A 14,587-nucleotide genomic window follows, 5' to 3' on the forward strand; every position below is an offset into this window, starting at 1 on the left:
GCGACCGGTCGGTCAGACGAGCGCCGGTGCGGGAGCGGTCAGGTACGGGGCGATGTTGCGCCAGGCGCGCTCGACGTATTCCGTCTTCTCGCCGACGGGGGCGACGTAGTGCAGCGCGTCTTCGGCCGCGTCCTTCCCCTCCAGGCGGGCGATGACCCAGGCTGCGAGGTACTGCGAGGCCAGGCAGCCGCCGGCGGTGGCGACGTTGCCCTTGGCGTAGAAGGGCTGGTTGAGGACCTCGACGCCGGCGGCGACGACCCACGGCTTGGTGGTGAGGTCGGTGCAGGCGGGGACGTCGTCGAGCAGGCCGAGCCTGGCCAGCACGAGCGCGCCGGAGCACTGCGCCGCGATGAGCTGGCGTGAGGGGTCCAGGCCCCGCAGGACGTTCATGATCGCCGGGTCCTCGGTGACCTCGCGGGTGGCGATGCCGCTGCCGACGATGACGGCGTCGGCCTCGCAGGCCTCCTCGAGCGTGGACATCTGCTCGATGACCACCCCGTTCATCGACGTCACCTTGGGGCTGGGGGTCGCGATGGTGACGCGCCAGTCGTCGGACTTGATGCGGTTGAGCACACCGAGCGCGATCAGGGAGTCGAGTTCGTTGTAGCCCTCGAAGGTGAGGATGGCGATGTGCACGACGGGTGTCCTTTCCGGATGGGTGGCCTGACGGTAAGGAACCGCGCGCAGGACAGCCAAAGAATTGTCATGGATACAATCCGGCGCATGGCAGCTCCGCGGTACAAGAAGCTGGTCGACGCGCTGGCGTCCGACATCCGGACCGGGCGCCTCAGCCCGGGGGCGAGGCTGTCGACCCACCGCGAGCTCGCCGCCCGCGAGGGCATCGCCGTGGTGACCGCGACCCGGGTGTACGCCGAGCTGGAAGCGATGGGCCTGGTGAGCCGGGAACAGGGCCGCGGCACGTTCGTCCGTGACATCGCGGTCCCCGCCGGCCACGGCATCGATCAGCAGCCCGTCGCCGCGGACGCGGTCGACCTCAACTTCAACTACCCGTCACTGCCCGGCCAGGCCGATCTCCTGCGGCAGGCCCTGCGCGAGGTCGCCACCTCCGGTGATCTCGACTCGCTGCTGCGCTACCAGCCGCACCGGGGGCGTCCACAGGACAGGGCCTCCATCGCACGACACCTCGGACTCCGCGGGATCACCGCCGACCCGGAGCAGGTCCTCATCGCGGGCGGCGCCCAGCACGGCCTGGCCATCACCATCATGGCCACGCTGAGCGCCGGCGACGTCGTCGCGGTCGACGCACTCACCTACCCGGGCTTCAAGGTGCTCGCGCACGCCTTCCAACTCGACCTGGAGCCCGTCCCCACCACCGCCGACGGACCGGATCTCGATGCCCTGGAGAGACTCTGCGCGACCCGCCCGGTGCGCGCGATCTACACCATGCCCACCCTGCACAACCCCCTGGGCTGGGTCATGCCGGCAACCGACCGCAACCGCCTGATCAGGATCGCCCGACAGTACGGTCCGCTCATCATCGAGGACGCCTCGTACGCCTACCTGGTCGAGGCCCCTCCACCGCCTCTGGCCGCCACCGCGCCGGACATCACCGTCTACGTCTCCGGACTGTCCAAGAGCATCGCCACCGGGCTGCGGGTCGGCTTCGTCCTCGCCCCGCAACCCTTGGTGCCCTCGCTCGAACGCGCCATCCGGGCGACCACCTGGAACACCCCCGCCCTCACCACCGCCATCGCCTGCCGCTGGCTCGACGACGGCACGGTGAACCACCTGGAGGCGCAGAAACGCGCCGACGCCAAGACGCGCCAGGCCATCGTCAGCCAGGAGTTGGCGGGCCTCCCGCTCATCGGTCACCCCTCGTCCTACTTCACCTGGCTCCCGCTGCCCGACGACGCACGCGCCGACCGCCTGACCGCCACCCTCGCGCGCCGGCACATCTCGGTCACCACGGCGGAGCCGTTCACCACCTCGACGCACACACCACAGGCGATCCGCCTCGCCCTGGGCTCCACCGACCTGGACGGTCTCCGGTCGGCGCTGCGCACGGTGCGCCGGGTCGCCACCGAGGACGCCTACGCCTGACGGCCGTTCCCGCGCTTCGCCCGTCCCTCCGCAGGACCGATACCCAGCTGAAACGCAACTGCGCGGCCCCCGAAGGGCTCCCCTCACGCCCCGGAAGCGCGCGTCTTCGAGGCTGTTCCCGTACCCGATCACCGGCGTACGCGACACCGGAAGGCAGTTGCCGTGCTGAGCACCCCTTACCGTTCCGAGGCCACTGGGGAAGAGGAGCCGCCCGGCGGCCCGCTTCCGCCCCGTCCCGTCGGCCGCCTCCGCGCACTCGTGGCCACCGGCCGTGGCCGGCTGACCGCCGCCGGCGCGGTGTGCGCGGCCCTGGCGATGGCCCTGCACCCCTGGATCCCGAACGGGGCCGTCAACCTCGGCAGCCTGTTCCAGACCTTCCTGCCCTGGGCCGGGCTGAGCATCCCCGTCCTCCTCCTGGCGGCGGCGGTACGTCGCTCCCGGCTCGCGGCCGTCGCCGTCCTGGCCCCCGTGGCCGTCTGGGGCTGCCTCTTCGGCGGGACCCTCACCGACAAGCGGTCCGAGCGGTCCGAGCGGCCCGAGCGGTCCGGTGGCGGGAACTTCACCGTGGTCAGTCACAACGTGGACGAGGAGAACCCGGATCCGGCGCGGACCGCGCGAGCGCTCGCCGCATCGGACGCTGACGTGCTGGCCCTGGAGGAGATGTCCTCGAAGGCCACGCCCGCCTACGAACGCGAGCTCGCCGCCGGCTATCCGTACCGCTCCGACACCCTCGGCGTCAGACTGTGGAGCAAGCACCCCCTGAGCGGCGTGGAAGCGGTGCCGATCATGCCGTGGACGCGTGCCGTACGGGCCACCGTCGAGACCCCGGGCGGCCCGGTTGCCGTCTTCGCCGCGCACCTCGCCTCGGTACGCGTGACCCCGGACGCCGGATTCACCACCGCCCGCCGCAACGAGGCGGCCCGGAAGCTGGCCGAGGCCGTGCGGGCGGAGCCGCTGGCCCGGGTCGTCGTGATGGGCGACTTCAACGGGACGGAGCAGGACTCGGCCCTGCGACCGGTGACCTCCCAACTGACCTCCGCGCAGCGCGAGGCGGGCGCCGGCTTCGGCTTCACCTGGCCCGCCCGGTTCCCCGTGGTCCGCATCGACCAGATCCTGGTGAAGGGGATGGGCGTGACCTCCGCATGGACCCTTCCCGCCACCGGCAGCGACCACCTCCCCGTCGCGGCCTCCCTCCGGCTGTGACCGCACCGCAGACCCCACTGACTAGGATGGACTCAACAAATGTCCGTTTCTGAGGAGGTAGGTGGCGTGTCGGTACCCCGGGTCCCGGACCCCGTCAGCGTCCTCGTCGTCGAGGACGACGCCACCATCCGCCGCGCCGTCCAGCTGTCCCTGGAGCGGTACGGCTATCAGGTCGCCGTGGCCGCGGACGGACTCGACGGCCTGGAGGCGTTCCGGGCCGGCAGGTACGACCTGCTGATCCTGGACGTGATGCTGCCCGAGCTCGACGGCATCGGGCTGTGCCGCCGGATCCGCGAGGAGAGCCTGGTCCCGGTCCTGATGATGTCCGCGCGCGGCGACGCCCTCGACGTGGTGTCCGGACTGGAGGCGGGCGCCGACGACTACGTCGTCAAACCCGTCGACACCCCCGTCCTCGTCGCCCGCATCCGGACGCTGCTGCGCCGAGCCACCTTCCGGCCCGCCGAACCGGAGACGACTCCCGCGGTCGTCCCCGCGGATGCCGGGACGACGGCCCCCGGGGAGCTGGTCTTCGGCGACCTGTCCGTGAACACCCTCGGTCTGGAGGTACGCCGGGGCGGACGCCCCGTTCCGCTGACCCCCACCGAGCTGCGGCTGCTGCTGGAGTTCGCGGCGGCTCCCGGCGCCGTGCTCGACCGCCGGCGTCTCCTGAGGGACGTGTGGGACTACGGCTGGGAGGGCGACACCCGCGTCGTGGACCTGTGCGTGCTGCGGCTGCGCAAGAAGATCGGAGCCGAGCGGATCGAGACCGTCCGGGGCTTCGGCTACAAACTCGTCCGCGGCTGAGGGGCCGACCGCACCCATGGCCCTCTTCAACCCGCGCGCCCTGCGCTGGAAGATCGCCGCCCTGACCGCGGCCGCCTGCTGCGCGGTGGCCGCCGTGATCGGCGTCCTCGTCCACCAGGCGATGGCCGAACGAAGCGACCGCACCGGCGACGAACGCCTCTCCGCCCGCCTGGCAGCCGCGGAGCGCGAATACACCCGCACGGGCACCGCACCGCTCGACGTCGAAGTCCTCACCCCGCAACAGCTCGACGCACCGCTCGCGCGGGCGCTGGCCGCCAAGGACCCGGCCGCTCTGTACGCGACGTGGAACGACCGCAAACCCCCCAACTGGTACTGGATGTGGGCGGCCATGCCCGTCGACGGCGGCCGGGTACTCGTCGCCCGGACGGACATGAGCTCCGAGGTGCGCGGCCTCCAGCTCCTGGACCGCAGCATCGTCAAGGCCGTGCTCGCCGCCCTCCTGGTCGTCGTACCGCTCGCCGCCCTGGCCACCGAACCGGTGAACCGCAGGCTGCGCCGGGGATCCCGCACGGCCCGGGCCATCGCCGACGGCGACCTCGACGCCCGGATCGGACCGGGCGGCCGGGCCCGTGACGAGATCACCGAGATGTCGGCGGCCGTGGACGAGATGGCCGCGGCCCTGCAGCGCAAACTGGAGGGCGAACGCCGCTTCACCGCGGACGTCGCGCACGAACTGCGCACCCCGCTGATGGGGCTGTCCACCGCCGCCGGACTCCTCCCGGAGGGCGACGAGGTGGCCGACCTCGTCCGGGACCGTGCCCGGGCCCTGAACGGACTGGTCGAGGACCTCCTGGAGATCTCCCGGCTCGACGCCGGAGCCGAACGGGCCCGGACCGACGCCGTGCCGCTGGACGAACTGGTCGCCGACATCGTCCGCCGCACGGGGACACCGACCACCGTGACCGTCCGTGCCACCACGACCCTGGAAACCGACCCGCGCCGGGTGGAACGGATCGTGACCAACCTCGTCACCAACGCCCACCGGCACGGAGCCGCCCCCGTCGAAGTCACCGTGGACGCCACCGCCACGGGCGCGCGGATCCTCGTACGGGACCACGGTCCCGGCTATCCCGCGACGTTGCTTACGGAAGGCCCGCAGCGCTTCCGCACGGGAAGCCCCGAGCGGGGGCGCGGCCACGGGCTCGGGCTGACCATCGCGCTCGGGCAGGCGGGCGTCCTCGGCGCCGGGCTGGCCTTCGCGAACGCTCCGGAGGGGGGCGCGGTCGCCACCCTCGACCTGGACGGCGTACCCGGTCCGTCCCAGCCGCCGGCGCAGTGAGCCATTCCCGTGGACCGACCCGCGCCCTAGACTGCGACCGCTCCAACACCTGGCGATCATCGAGAGGGCGTGCGGGATGAAACGAACACTGATCAGCGCATTCGCGGCCGTGGCGTTAGTCGTGTCCGGGGGGAGCGTCGCCACCGCTTCCGACGGCGCTCCGCCGCGCACCACGCACGGACCCTGCCAGTACACCCAGACCCCGGACGAGCCGCCGGCGCGCCCCGTTCCGCTGCCGCCCGACCCGCGGCGCACCCCCAGCCGCGGCACGGTCGACATGGCCGTCCCGACCAGCCGGGGCCCGCTCCCGCTGCGCCTGGACCGGGCCAAGGCGCCGTGCACGGTCCAGAGTTTCCTGCACCTGGCACGGCACGGGTTCTACGACCGCACGGTGTGCCACCGTCTGACGGCGTACCCGACGCTGAAGGTCCTGCAGTGCGGCGACCCGACCGGTACCGGTGAGGGCGGGCCCGGGTACAAGTACAAGGACGAGCTGCCGGTCGACCTGCCGCCGGCACCCACCGATCCCACCGGCGCGCGCCGCCTCTACGGGCGAGGCCTGCTGGCGATGGCCAACGCCGGTCCGAACACGAACGGTTCACAGTTCTTCGTCGTCTACGGCGACTCCGCGCTGCGACCGAACTACACGGTGTTCGGCACGGTCGGCGCCGACGGCCTGACGACACTCGACGAAGTCGCCGCCGCAGGCATCGAGCCGACCGCGGAGAACCCGACACCGGTCGACGGCACACCCGCGCTGCGAACCGAGCTGCTCCGCGTCCGGCCGTCCTGGCCCTACTGACGCGGCCCCGCAGGGTGCGTCGTCGTCTCTGCCGGGAGAATCAGGTGGTCCGAGTACGGCCGACAAGATGACCGGAGAAGCGAGTGACGGCTCAGCAGCCCCCTGACGAGGCCCCGGCGACGGTGGCCACGGATGCCGGAATGCTCGTCCTGTGGGATCCGCGGCGGTTCGAGGCCGTCGTCGATGACGACACCTGGGAGGACGAACTCCTGGAGGACGAGGACATCGTCCGTCACATCGAGGCGGGCGCTCTGGTCCCGCTCAACGTCGGTGGCGACGGCGCGTTCCGTGTTCTGGTCCGGTCGGGCACCGCGGCCGCCCCGGCCGGGTTGACCGAGCGGGAGACAGCCCATCAGCTGGTGGCCTCCCAGCCCTACCTCTTCGTCTGCCACGGCCGCGCGCTGCTGGGTGGCATCGAAGACGTCAGCGGCGACGCCTCGGACGGTGTGATCGAACACCCCGTGCCCGAGGGCCGCTGTGCCGTGGTCGTCCACCTGATCGACTGGCAGGCCGAACCCGGCAGTCAGGACGGGGCGGGGCGGCCCGTTCCCGGAGCCCTGCCGGACTTCGCGGTGCTGATCAACCCTGCTCGGCCCGGTCGGGAAACCTTCCGGACGGCGGTGCGGACGTTCGAGGCGCCGAACGGCTGAGGCCGCTGTGCCCGCCCGGAACCGGATCGGGCCAATCCTGTCCTGCGGCCTTGACCGCCACGGCGCGCTCGTCCAGCGTCGTCCGCAAGTACCCGCAACTGGCTGGACAGGGGAGATCGCCATGGCGCTACGGTTCGTCGGGATGGACCCCAACACCGGCGGCGGGGGGTCGCCAACCGTCTGGGTCGACGAGGAGCAGCAGGAAATCGTGATCCAGGGCTGGAACCTCGACCCCGCCCGCACGGCCGAGGCGGCGTCGACCGAATGGGTCGCAGGACACGCGGTCGGCATCCCCGACGGCGAGACCCCGGTACGTGTGCCGTTCCGGCTGGTTCCGATCCTGAGGGAGGCATGTGATGTCGCAGAACGCTCCGGACTTCGCCGCGCTGATGAAGAAGGCTGAGCACAGCGCGGTCCACCTGGAGATGCGCGACGGCTACGGAGTCGGCGACGAGGCCGAGGAGTTCGCGGAGTTCAAACGCACCGGCAAGGTCGACCTCGACCCCACCGCCCGGTGGTGGCCCGAGTGGCTCGGCATCGTCCGCGACACCGTGGGCCGCGGCGTGGCCATGCGGCGGGCGCGGATCGTCTCGGAGCCGGTCACCGACTACATCCGGTGGGAGCACGCCGTCACCCCGCTGAACATCGAGGCCGGCGAGCGGGTCCGCTGGTTGCCGCGCCGAAAGGCGTCCGACATCGCGCTGCCGGGAAACGACCTGTGGCTGATCGACCGCCGCCTGGTGATGTTCCACTGGTGGACCGGTGACGGCGACTGGGCCGGTCACGAGTTCGTCGAGGAGCCAGCCGTGGTCAAGATGGTCTCCGACGCCTTCGAGAGGGTGTGGGAGCGCGCCACCCCTCACGACGAGTACGACGTCTGACCGCCGGCCCACCGCCTCATGCCCGCGTCCCCTTCCTCCAGCGCCCAGGCTGCCCGCGAAGCCCTCGCGGTACGGCTGACGCACCTGCGCCGGGACGCCGGCCTCAGCGGCAAGGAGCTCTCCTCCCGCTGCGGCTGGCACCCCGCCAAGACCACCCGCATCCAGAAGGGCGAGGCCGCCCCGTCGGACATGGACATCAGGGCGTGGTGCTCCGCCTGCGACGCCGAAGACCAGGCGGCCGACCTCATCGCCACCGCCCGCGCGGTCGACTCCATGTACGTCGAATGGCGCCGACGGCACCGCGACGGCATGCGCCGCACCCAGGAGGACTTCAACGCCCGGCACGCCCAGGCCCGGATGTGCCGCGTCTACGTCTCCAACGTCGTGCCCGGCTTCCTCCAGACCCCCGCCTACGCCAACGCCCTGATGCAGTCCATCACCGAATTCCAGGGCACCCCGAACGATGTGAGCGAGGCGGTGGCGGCCCGCGTCGCCCGGTCCCGCTACCTCTACGAAGGCGGCCACCGGTTCGTCGTCCTCATCGAGGAGTGCGTGCTGCGCTACCTCCAGGGCGACAACACGACCATGGCGGCCCAGCTCCGGCACCTGCACACCGTGATGCCGCTCCCCTCGGTCTCGCTGGGGGTCATCCCATTCACCGCACGGCGCACCATCTGGCCCCTGGAGGCGTTCTACGCCTACGACGAGCACCTCGTGGTCGTCGAGACGCTCACCGCCGAGATCGACGTCCGCCAGCCCCGCGAGATCGCCGACTACCTCAAGGCGTTCAACGAGCTGCGCGAGCTGGCCGTCTACGGCGACCAGGCCCGCGCCCTGGTCGACTCCGCGATCAGCGCACTCGGGTGAGTTCCCGCAATTACCCGCAACTTCGTTGAGCCCGGCTCCCCCGCCTCCCTACGGTGTTCCCGCACCCCGGATCAATCCACCGGCTCCGGAGCGGGCCGCAGGCTCCCCACGGCCCGGGGCGGGCAGCACCGCACCACGCACCACTCGAATCACGATCGAGAGGAGCACCACATGACCATCACGCTCGACACCCCGGCCAAGCAGGACGCCGGCGGGTACCGCGACCCCCGGGACCACGTGAGCCCCGAGGTGTGGGACCGCGAGGTCACCCTGCTGATGCGGGACCACCCCTTCGACGAGGTCATGGCCACCCGCCTGTTCCACGCCGCGGTGTCGTACCTGATCACCGCGATGGAGAAGTGGGACGGGCCGACACCGCTGGAGATGTGCTGCGGCCGGATCGTGGACATCGCCGTGCACGTGTTCATCCTCGACACCAGGAACTACCGCGAGTTCTGCGCAGAGCACTTCGGCGGCCGGTTCCTGGAGCACGTCCCCGAGATCGCCTTCAAGTACGACGGGTCGGTGGAGCGGACCGCGCAGATCATCCACGACAACGGGTTCGAGGTGGACTGGAAGCTGTGGGAGGCCGACTACGCCAAGTGCGGCCCGTGCCACCCCGGATCCAAGTGCCACTGACCCCGTAGGCCCGTGAGGGCCGCCCCGCCCGGAGGTGCCCCGCGCACCTCCGGGCTCCTTTCATGCCCATACATCCAAGTTCATGCGTTCTGTCCCCACCGGAACCCCGACGGGAGTAGCTTGGCGGCCGCCCCACATGCCCCACCCCTCCCGGAGGACCCTTCATGTCCAGCGCCGCCCCCAGCACCGCAGCCGAGTACTGGGACAAGTACCGCCCCCACCGCGAGCGCCCCGCAGCCGACCGCTTCGACTGGACGGGCCTGCCGGACACCGGCCCCGGTGCCGAGATCCTCGGCACGCCGAAGACCGCGCTGGACCTCGGCCCGGCCGAGGGCGAGAACGCCGCCTTCCTCGCCCGCGCCGGCATCCAGGTGACCGCCGTGGACTTCTCCCCGGTCCAGGTCGACCGCGCCCGCGCGTTCTGGACCGACGTCCCGGGCCTGGAATTCGTCCACGCCGAAGCCTGCGCCTTCCTCGACCGGGACGTGCGGCCGTGGGACGCCGTCTACTCCACGTGGGGCGCCGTCTGGTTCACCGACCCCGACGAGCTGTTCCCCCGCATCGTCAAGCGCCTCGCCCCCGGCGGCACCTTCGCCTTCTCCCACCGCGAACCCGTAGCAGGCCAGTACGGCGCCCAACGTATGGGCGGCCGGTGGCTGGAGGGCCGCGAGGGCGAACTGACCGTCCTGCGGTGGCAGCACACCCCGCCGCAGTGGACCGACCTCCTCAAGCGCCACGGCTTCACCGAGGTCCGGGCCGAGGTCGTTCCGTCCCCCGACGCGACCCCGGGCACCCTGTTGGTGACCGCCAGGACGGCCGGGTGCGACCCCGACGCGCCCGGCCGGGGGAGCGGCCGGGGCCGGGGAGACGCCGACGCTTTCCGGTGAACCTCACCCGAACTCCCAGCGCAGCCGCCGCTGTTCGTCCACCGCGGGCGTGTGGCCGCCCAGGGGCCGGCCCGTTTCGAGTGCATCGGCCGTCCCCTCCAGGAGCGCCGGGAGCGAGGTCCACGCCTGGTGCGCCACCCGCACGAGGCCTGTCACCGGCTCGGCTTCGTGGACCCGGCCACGGTCGCTCCAGGTGCGCTGGTCGAGCACGAGGCGGCGCCCGGTGACGTCCCGGGCGACGGGGATGAAGTCCGGGTGCCCGTAGAGGGCGAAAGCGGCCCCGTTCCCCAGGAAGTGGTCGTCGGCGTCCGCTTCCTCTTCCTCCGGCATGGTCCGGTCGTGGTAGCGGGTGAGGAGCCGCCAGTCGTCCGCGATCTCGCGCGCGCTCATCGGCGCGTAGAACCCGGGCAGCAGCGTGACCCCTTCACCGGCCGAGCCGTCGTGCCGCAGCAGCGACGTGACCAAGGGCTTCAGGAGCGGCGAGCCGATGACGCGTTCGGCCGCGGCGATGTCGGCCGGATCTGCCGGCGGTGCCAGTGCGGCGCGGCTCGCCGGCGCGTGCTCGGCCAGCCAGTCCTCGATGCGCGTCCAGGATTCACTCACGTGTGCGGTCATGGCACGCCATGCTGCCGCACACCGCTGACAGCGGTGAGGTGACGGGTCTGTTCCTCGGGGACACTGACACCGGCGCCGAACCCGGCACCGGCACGCGGGCACCGAGCGCGCCTTCACGCTGTCCTCTGCCCCTCGGCCGGACCGAGGGGCAGAGGGGCGGCCAGGCTGGTCAGCCTTCGGCAGCGGCCAGTTCCGGTTCCAGGGCGCGTAGGTTCTCCAGAGCCCTGGCGTAGTCGACGGGCAGTACACGGCCCGACCGGATCAGGTCCAGGGCGGCTCGTGCTTCGACGAGCCCGAGTCCGGACGCCTTCCGCATCCTCGACAGGGCCTTGGAAGCGCGGCCTTCGGCTGCCAGCGCCAGTGCCTCGTGCTGCACCTCCAAGGACATGGGGGTGATCAACGCGGTGGTCTCTTGTTTACCCATTGTCATCACCTCTGCCTGCCCGGCCTACCGGCAATTGTTCCTGATGCTGTCGATGCCCAGGATGGAGCCGGCCAGGCCACCGAGGGTCGCTCCGCCGGACTCGGGCCGCGCTGTTCCTGCGGCGCGTTCAGGCCAGGAGCCGGACCACCTGCCAGGCGAGGACGAGGTGGACCCCGGCGCAGGTCGTCCAGCCCGTTGCCCGGCGGAGGCCGTTGCGGACGGCCTGGATCCATCCGGTGGCGATCAGGAGTACCGCCAGGCCGACGCAGATCCAGGCCCCGATGAGCCATGGAGCGGCCAGGTCGGTGATGATCACGATGAGCCCGGAGGGGAACAGCACGAGCATGGGAACGGCCCATGTGCCCTCCGTCGCCACGTTCTCGACGGCCTCTTCGCTCATATCCGTCCGAACCCTCCTTCCATGGTGTTCGGCCGGGTCAGTGGTTGAAGTGCCACCAGATGTCATACAAGGACAGGCCGGGCATGACGGCCTTGATGGGGTAGCGGACCCATGCGGGCTTGCTGTCGAACCACTTCTGGAAGTCGGCGTACTTGCCGCCGACGGCCCTGGCGAAGCCGCCGATCTTCTGGAAGGCGGATGCGATCGCCTTCCAGTTGGGGTCGGCGACCACGGGGAAGGCGGTGTTCTCGTCGAAGGCGACCGTCTGGACGATGCGGTTGCCTTCCACCCGGTAGGAGGTGGCGACGGGGTCGCCGTTGGCGTCCTTGGCCCACGGGGCGTCGAGGAGGCCCAGCGGCATCCGGTCCTTGACCACGAGGAGGGAGCCGTCGGCCAGCTGCTTCACCTCGGCGCCGGCGGGCAGCCCGAGGTCGAAGCCGTACTCCTTGGGCGCGCTCTTGTCCTTGACGACGACCAGGGCCCGCGCCCCGTCGGCGGTGGCCTGCACGGCGAGGTCGGCGCCGGGCACGGCGTCGGGGTAGACCGTGGTGCCCCTGCCGGTGCTGACACCGGCGCTGTCCTTCGTCTCGGGCAGGCCGATCGAGACGCGTTCACCGGTCCCCGTCGCCACGAAGACCTCGCCCGCCGAGCTGGCCGGAAGGCTGTTCCCCGGGACGGCGGCAGCCAGGAGCCCGGCCGTGCCGGTGGCCTTCTCGACCGCCTGCCCGCTGCGCTCGACCCCGGTCGGGTTCGAGTCGGCCAGGGCGGCGGAGGACATGCCGCCGACCAGGGATACGGACACGAGGCCGGCCACGGCCGCGCCGCGAAGTGATGCTCTGTACACGGATTTCCTCAACACGAGTCGTTCAGGCGCCTGGCGGGGAGTCGCTCCGGGCCGCGGCGCCGTCGGTCCGCACCAGCATCGGATCGGCCGGGCCCGCGCCGTACCCCCCGCAGGGCGGTACCCACCCCGCCGACCGGCGGGTTTCCGGGTCCTGCCCCGGGCCGTGACGCCGGCGTCGTCGCCCCCCGCGGGCTCCGCTGCGGTCACCGCGCGGGTGCCTCGTGCGCGTGGGGGAAGACCGCGGTGACGGTGTAACCGCCGTCGGGGGCGGGGCCGGCGGTCAGGGTGCCGCCGAGGAGGCGGGCGCGTTCCGCCAGCCCGGTGAGGCCCTGGCCGCTTCCGGGGATGGGAAGGGGGCGTGCGTCGTCAGCAGGAGGTCCAGGGGGTCCAGGGGGTCCGTTGCGGACCCTGACGTGCAGGCCGTGGCCGTCGGCCGTGACGGCCACCTCCACGGGGGATCCGGCAGCGTGCTTGCGGACGTTGGTCAGGGCTTCCTGGACCGTGCGGTAGACGGCGCCCTCGACCTCGCGCGACGCGTGCGGCCAGGCGCCGGGGAGGTCGAGGCGGACGGCCAGGCCGCTGTCCCCCACCAGCTCGCCGAGGCTCGCGAACCCTGGCGCCGGCGGTGGCCCGGCCCCGGCGCCCTCGGCGGTCCGCAGCATGTGGAGCAGGCCGTGGAGTTCGGTGACGGTCTGCGCGGCCAGCCGCTGGATCTGCCGGGCACTGTCGTGGACGTTCACGCTTTCGGGCCGGGCGACCTGGAGTGCCCCGGCCCGCAGGCTGATCAGGCTGATCTTGTGGGAGACCGTGTCGTGCATCTCCCGTGCCAGCCGGCTGCGTTCGGCGTTCAGCACCTGCTGGGTGTGCAGCCGTTCCTCCAGCACCCGGCGGGCCCGGGCTTCTCTCAGCTGCTCGTGTCGGGCCCGTGTGGAGCGGCCGATGACGATGGCGAGGACCGGTCCGACGCAGCACTCCAGCGGAGAGGCCGCGTCCAGGTTCTCCAGGCCGACCGTGAGGGGGATGTTGCCGGAGGCAGGGGAGACGAGGCCGTAGAGGAAGGCGGTCACCGCTGCCGCGGACCACCCCACCACCACCGGTCCGCGCCGGGCGGCCACGTAGTACAACGCGATCAGCGGTGCCAGGTTGAGGTACCCGAGGCAGTACGCGGGCAGCGTGACGAGCAGGGCCACCTCCGGGGCCCTGTAGCGCAGGAGCAACGAGGTCGCGGACGCCAGGGAGAGGGCCAGACTGGTGACCGACTGGGAGGGGACGTTGATGATGAGGGCATCGGCCATTGCGCCGAGAACGGGCACCAGGCTCCAGGCAGGACGCCCGCCGGCCGAAGCGTGATGGTCCTCGACCGACGCGCCGGGGACGGTCGCGCCAGGAGCAGGACCCGGCCTGCTGCGCAGGGCCGGGAGGCCGGCGCGCAGACCCGTCGGCATCCGCACGATCACGACCGGTCCCGCCCGGGCCCGAGCAGCCCCGCACGGTCGGCGACGACGGCGGCCTGGACACGGTTGAGGCCGCCCAGCTTCGTCAGCACCGAACTCACGTGGTCCTTGACGGTGCCGTGAGCCAGGTGCATCCGCTGCGCGATGCCGAGGTTGTTGTGGCCGGCGGCCACCTGGGCCAGTACCTGGAGCTCACGCCTGCTCAGCCGGCCCACGAGCCCGACCGCCTCGGCGTCGTGGCCCGAGGCGAGGTACCCCTCGATCACGGGTCCTGCCGCCTCGGGCGCCAGTACCCGGCCGCCGGCCGCGAGGGTCCGCACCGCGTGGACCAGCTGCTCCGGCGAGGAGTTCTTCATCAGGAACCCGGCCGCCCCGGCCCGCAGCGCCTCTTCGACGTACTCCTCCAGCCCGAAACTGGTGAGCATGGCCACGACCGGAGCCCCCGGTGCGCCGACGGTCCGGCGGAGCACGGACATCCCGTCCACGCCCGGCATCCGGATGTCCAGCAGCAGCACGTCCACGCGATGGGACCGCACGCTCTCCACCGCGCCGACGCCCCCGGCCTCGGCCACCACCCTGATGTCGTCAGCGGAGTCCAGGATCAGCCGCAGCCCCGCCCGGACCACCGGCTCGTCGTCCACGACCGCGACTCGAATCACAGCTTGTTCCCCGCCCCATGTACGTGTGCTACCGCCTACGACGGCATTCCGCCGCAGCGCGTTGCCCCGCCCGAGTGTGCCGCGCGACACACCGCCC

The 14,587-nt window shown here is 72.0% G+C and carries 18 protein-coding genes; 11 read left to right on the plus strand and 7 right to left on the minus strand.

Annotated features, from left to right (window positions below):
- Positions 1–12: 12 nt before the first annotated feature.
- Positions 13–636 (minus strand): DJ-1/PfpI family protein, encoded by a 624-nt coding sequence (locus ACQKM2_RS13415; protein WP_427709200.1) that lies wholly within the window; start codon positions 634–636, stop codon positions 13–15.
- Positions 637–723: 87 nt separating this feature from the next.
- On the opposite strand from ACQKM2_RS13415, the gene ACQKM2_RS13420 reads away from it, so the two are divergent.
- From ACQKM2_RS13420 to ACQKM2_RS13470, 11 genes are all read left to right on the plus strand, one after another.
- The gene (locus tag ACQKM2_RS13420) at positions 724–2,061 is read left to right on the plus strand and encodes a PLP-dependent aminotransferase family protein (protein WP_427709202.1); all 1,338 of its coding nucleotides are present in this window, start codon (positions 724–726) and stop codon (positions 2,059–2,061) included.
- Positions 2,062–2,376: 315 nt separating this feature from the next.
- On the plus strand, positions 2,377–3,264 hold the full coding sequence (locus tag ACQKM2_RS13425) for an endonuclease/exonuclease/phosphatase family protein (RefSeq protein ID WP_427709377.1): 888 nt from the start codon (positions 2,377–2,379) through the stop codon (positions 3,262–3,264).
- A gap of 39 nt (positions 3,265–3,303) precedes the next feature.
- Positions 3,304–4,068 (plus strand): two-component system response regulator CseB, encoded by a 765-nt coding sequence (cseB, locus tag ACQKM2_RS13430; protein ID WP_427709203.1) that lies wholly within the window; start codon positions 3,304–3,306, stop codon positions 4,066–4,068.
- 16 nt (positions 4,069–4,084) lie between these two features.
- Complete coding sequence (locus ACQKM2_RS13435; RefSeq protein WP_427709205.1) at positions 4,085–5,368, plus strand: sensor histidine kinase; 1,284 nt, start codon at positions 4,085–4,087, stop codon at positions 5,366–5,368.
- A gap of 76 nt (positions 5,369–5,444) precedes the next feature.
- Positions 5,445–6,170 (plus strand): peptidylprolyl isomerase, encoded by a 726-nt coding sequence (locus tag ACQKM2_RS13440; protein WP_427709207.1) that lies wholly within the window; start codon positions 5,445–5,447, stop codon positions 6,168–6,170.
- An 83-nt stretch (positions 6,171–6,253) separates the two neighbouring features.
- Positions 6,254–6,820: a hypothetical protein gene (locus tag ACQKM2_RS13445; RefSeq protein WP_427709209.1), complete on the plus strand. Its 567-nt coding sequence runs from the start codon at positions 6,254–6,256 to the stop codon at positions 6,818–6,820.
- 121 nt (positions 6,821–6,941) lie between these two features.
- Positions 6,942–7,223: a hypothetical protein gene (locus ACQKM2_RS13450; protein ID WP_427709211.1), complete on the plus strand. Its 282-nt coding sequence runs from the start codon at positions 6,942–6,944 to the stop codon at positions 7,221–7,223.
- Positions 7,177–7,701: a DUF6879 family protein gene (locus ACQKM2_RS13455; RefSeq protein ID WP_427709213.1), complete on the plus strand. Its 525-nt coding sequence runs from the start codon at positions 7,177–7,179 to the stop codon at positions 7,699–7,701. Before ACQKM2_RS13450 ends, ACQKM2_RS13455 begins: the two co-directional genes overlap by 47 nt.
- An 18-nt stretch (positions 7,702–7,719) precedes the next feature.
- Positions 7,720–8,568 (plus strand): helix-turn-helix domain-containing protein, encoded by an 849-nt coding sequence (locus ACQKM2_RS13460; RefSeq protein ID WP_427709215.1) that lies wholly within the window; start codon positions 7,720–7,722, stop codon positions 8,566–8,568.
- Between the two features lie 171 nt (positions 8,569–8,739).
- Positions 8,740–9,207, plus strand: a complete 468-nt coding sequence (locus tag ACQKM2_RS13465; protein WP_427709216.1) for a glycine-rich domain-containing protein — start codon at positions 8,740–8,742, stop codon at positions 9,205–9,207.
- Positions 9,208–9,371: 164 nt separating this feature from the next.
- Positions 9,372–10,094 (plus strand): class I SAM-dependent methyltransferase, encoded by a 723-nt coding sequence (locus ACQKM2_RS13470; protein ID WP_427709218.1) that lies wholly within the window; start codon positions 9,372–9,374, stop codon positions 10,092–10,094.
- A 3-nt stretch (positions 10,095–10,097) separates the two neighbouring features.
- Here the strand turns inward: ACQKM2_RS13470 and ACQKM2_RS13475 are convergent, their stop codons facing one another.
- The 6 genes from ACQKM2_RS13475 to ACQKM2_RS13500 form a co-directional block, all read right to left on the minus strand.
- Positions 10,098–10,709: an SMI1/KNR4 family protein gene (locus ACQKM2_RS13475; protein ID WP_427709220.1), complete on the minus strand. Its 612-nt coding sequence runs from the start codon at positions 10,707–10,709 to the stop codon at positions 10,098–10,100.
- Between the two features lie 169 nt (positions 10,710–10,878).
- Complete coding sequence (locus tag ACQKM2_RS13480) at positions 10,879–11,133, minus strand: hypothetical protein (RefSeq protein WP_427709222.1); 255 nt, start codon at positions 11,131–11,133, stop codon at positions 10,879–10,881.
- Between the two features lie 127 nt (positions 11,134–11,260).
- Positions 11,261–11,533, minus strand: a complete 273-nt coding sequence (locus tag ACQKM2_RS13485) for a hypothetical protein (RefSeq protein ID WP_427709224.1) — start codon at positions 11,531–11,533, stop codon at positions 11,261–11,263.
- A 37-nt stretch (positions 11,534–11,570) separates the two neighbouring features.
- Positions 11,571–12,377, minus strand: a complete 807-nt coding sequence (locus tag ACQKM2_RS13490; RefSeq protein ID WP_427709226.1) for a hypothetical protein — start codon at positions 12,375–12,377, stop codon at positions 11,571–11,573.
- A 203-nt stretch (positions 12,378–12,580) separates the two neighbouring features.
- Positions 12,581–13,672 carry a sensor histidine kinase gene (locus ACQKM2_RS13495; protein WP_427709228.1) on the minus strand — a complete coding sequence of 364 codons (1,092 nt, stop codon included), beginning with the start codon at positions 13,670–13,672 and terminating at the stop codon, positions 12,581–12,583.
- Between the two features lie 158 nt (positions 13,673–13,830).
- A complete protein-coding gene (locus ACQKM2_RS13500) occupies positions 13,831–14,490 on the minus strand; it encodes a response regulator (RefSeq protein ID WP_427709230.1) in 660 nt (219 codons plus the stop codon).
- Positions 14,491–14,587: the final 97 nt, after the last annotated feature.

Source organism: Streptomyces sp. NPDC004126 (genome assembly GCF_050275515.1).
Lineage (GTDB): Bacteria > Actinomycetota > Actinomycetes > Streptomycetales > Streptomycetaceae > Streptomyces.